Source organism: Sphingomonas sp., from assembly GCF_019746665.1.
GTDB lineage: Bacteria > Pseudomonadota > Alphaproteobacteria > Sphingomonadales > Sphingomonadaceae > Sphingomonas.
Genome location: NZ_JAIERS010000027.1, coordinates 1 through 2,500, shown reverse-complemented (window position 1 = coordinate 2,500; position 2,500 = coordinate 1). Strand labels below are relative to the sequence as shown.

At 70.6% G+C, this 2,500-nt stretch carries 4 protein-coding genes (1 of these 4 cut by a window edge); 1 reads left to right on the top strand and 3 read right to left on the bottom strand.

The annotated features are described in order from the left end of the window. A protein-coding gene (locus tag K2X73_RS15125) for a CBS domain-containing protein (protein ID WP_294112179.1) crosses the window boundary here: on the bottom strand, positions 1-133 show its 5' portion. 296 nt of this gene lie to the left of the window's left edge; only the first 133 of its 429 coding nucleotides appear in the window; its start codon is at positions 131-133; the stop codon falls past the left edge of the window. 82 nt (positions 134-215) lie between these two features. On the opposite strand from K2X73_RS15125, the gene K2X73_RS15120 reads away from it, so the two are divergent. Further along, the gene (locus K2X73_RS15120) at positions 216-485 is read left to right on the top strand and encodes a hypothetical protein (protein WP_294112177.1); all 270 of its coding nucleotides are present in this window, start codon (positions 216-218) and stop codon (positions 483-485) included. 60 nt (positions 486-545) lie between these two features. Here the strand turns inward: K2X73_RS15120 and K2X73_RS15115 are convergent, their stop codons facing one another. Both K2X73_RS15115 and prmC read right to left on the bottom strand, forming a co-directional pair. Next, positions 546-1,307, bottom strand: a complete 762-nt coding sequence (locus tag K2X73_RS15115) for a DUF4167 domain-containing protein (RefSeq protein ID WP_294112174.1) — start codon at positions 1,305-1,307, stop codon at positions 546-548. A 231-nt stretch (positions 1,308-1,538) separates the two neighbouring features. Beyond that, entirely contained in the window at positions 1,539-2,351 is an 813-nt protein-coding gene (prmC, locus tag K2X73_RS15110; protein WP_294112181.1) for a peptide chain release factor N(5)-glutamine methyltransferase, read from the bottom strand. Positions 2,352-2,500: the final 149 nt, after the last annotated feature.

The following is a 2,500-nucleotide window of genomic DNA, read 5'->3' as shown; positions in this document are numbered from 1 at the left end:
GCCCGCCCTCGAGCACGGGCGCCGCGCCGATCCGGCGATCGGCGAGCATCGCCGCCGCCGACTGGACGCTCTGCTCGGGATCGAGCCCGATCACCTCATGGCCTTTGCCCGCCAAAATCGCCGCGATCGTCATCGCTTCCTCTCCTTGTCGCCGGGGCAGGCCCCCGAGTCGCATCGTGCTTGAGGATTTCACCTTTGCCCGCCAATGGGAAGCAATGGCCGAAGGACTGAACAATCCCGCCGCGCGCGCCCATGCCTGGCGGCGCTATCGCCGGTTGATGAAATGGATGGCGGGGTTCGCGCTGCTGGTGGTGCTCGGCGCGCTCGCCGCGCTCGAACTGATGTTTGGTCCGCTCAACTGGGTGACGGTGCTCGCGGCAATCGGCGGGTTCGGCGGCACCGCGCTGCTTACCGCGGCGCTGATGGGGTTGGTGTTCCTGAGTTCAGGCACCGGGCACGACGAGGATGTCGACCGGCGGCAATGAAAAAGGCGCCCCCGTGGCTGGGGGCGCCCACAAGAGTTTATCCGGATAACACGGCGCCGCTTACTCGGCGGCGCTGGCCTCGGTCGCCGGCGCGCGGGTGCGGCGACGGCGCGGCTTGGGCTCCGCCTCCGGCTCGGACTCGCCGACCCCCAGCGCGGGGGGCAGGCGATCGGCCTCGATCGCGGCGGGCGCTTCGGCCTCGTCATGCTGTGCGGCCTCGCCGCCAGTCTCGGCACGCGACGCGCGGCGATTGCGGCGACGGCGCGGCGCGTCCTCTCCTTCCGCCGACAGCGGCGCCTGCGCCTCGACCGGCGCGGCGGGCGATTCGCTGCTCACGCGGGGGGTATCGGCGAAGCGGCGCTCATCCCGTGGCGGGCGGCGATCCTCGCGATACTGGTCTCGGTTGCCGTCGCGGCCGGACTCGCGCCCGCCATCGCGGCCCCCATCACGACCATTGCCGTAGCGCTGTTCGCCGCGATTGCCGTCGACCCAGTCGTCGGCCATCGCCTCGCCCTCGAAATCCTCGTCCTCGTCACCGTCGAACTGGTCTTCGCGGCTGCGGCGCTGATCCTCGAAGCGGGCGCGGTTCTCACCCAGCACGCGGAAATAGTGATCGGCGAATTGCAGGTAATATTCGGTATTGACCCGATCCCCCTGCATCTGCGCCTCGCGCGCCAGATTCTTGTATTTCTCCAAAAGCTGCGCGGCATTGCCCCGCGCGCGATTGTCGATGCGGTTGCCGTTGTCGGGACGCCCAGGGTTACCCTGCGAGCGCTGCCCGCCACGACCGCGACGGCGGCCGGCCTGACGATTGTTGATCAAGTTTATCCTCGTGCCTTTGGACCCTGGCGTTGCTCCGGCGGGCTTCCCCCTTCGCCTGCTGTCGCGCGTAAGGCGCAAGCGCGGGCCGCCCGACGGTAACGGCCTGATGACGAAGGAGGTGGCGGCGGCGCGCTTATCTTGAGCAAGTTGAGATCAACGCGAGCCCCGGGCCAAGCAATAGCGGGTGGCCATCCAATCGCCAAGCACAAATATGGCCTGGTCACCGCCGGTTCAACCGTCGCAACGCAAGACCCGGTCTCTTTCACCAAGATCCTGTAAAATTGACGCTTTCAGGCCCGCCTCCGCCGCGATCGCGCCGACCGCCGCGCTTTGGCGCGCGCCAATCTCGACAAGGGCGACACCGCCGGGCGCGAGCCGCGCCGAAAGCTGAGGGAGTAGTACGCGGTACGCGTCCAGCCCCGCCGGTCCCGCGTAAAGCGCCGCGGCGGGCTCATAATCCGCGACCGAAGCAGGCAGTGCCTCGTCCGTGCCGATATAAGGCGGGTTGGCGAGGATCAGGTCGAAGCGCTCGGTCACCCCCGCCGCCCAGTCGCCCAGCTGGAAGGTGGCGCGCTCGGCGAGCCCCAGCGCCTCGGCATTGGCGCGCGCATATTCGAGCGCGGTCGCGGAGGCGTCGATGCCCAGCCCGGTCGCCCCCGGCCACTGCGCGAGCGCGGCGAGCAATAGCGTGCCCGGCCCGGTGCCGAGATCGAGCACGCGAGCCGGGCCGGCGGCGCCGAAATGCGCGACCGCCGCCTCGATCAGCGTCTCGCTGTCCGGCCGGGGGATCAGCACCCCGGGGCCGACCGCGAGCTCGATCGTCCAGAAGGCGCGGCGGCCGGTGATATAGGCGACGGGCTCGTGCGCCCGCCGGCGGGCAAGCAGCGGGTCGAAGTCGGGCGGCGCCGGGTCGTCGAGGTGGCGCAGCAGCAGCTGTTCGCGCGAGGCGCCGATCACGTGCGCCATCAGCAGCTCGGCATCGAGCCGCGGCGTGGGGGAAACGGCGGCAAGCTCGCGGGCGGCGTCATTCAGGACGGCGCGGATAAGCCCTCTCCCCTTCAGGGGAGAGGGTTGGGTGAGGGGCCGGTCCGGGAGTTGTCCGTCGTCGATTGAGCGCTCTCGCGGCAGGGGGGGGGGGGGGGGGCGCCCCGCGCCCGCACGGCACCACGAGGGGGGGGCCGGGGGCGCCACAC

Coding starts and splice junctions, on each gene's coding strand:
- K2X73_RS15120 (WP_294112177.1), top strand. CDS start 216: ATGGCCGAAGGACTGAACAATCCCGCCGCGCGCGCCCATGCCTGGCGG.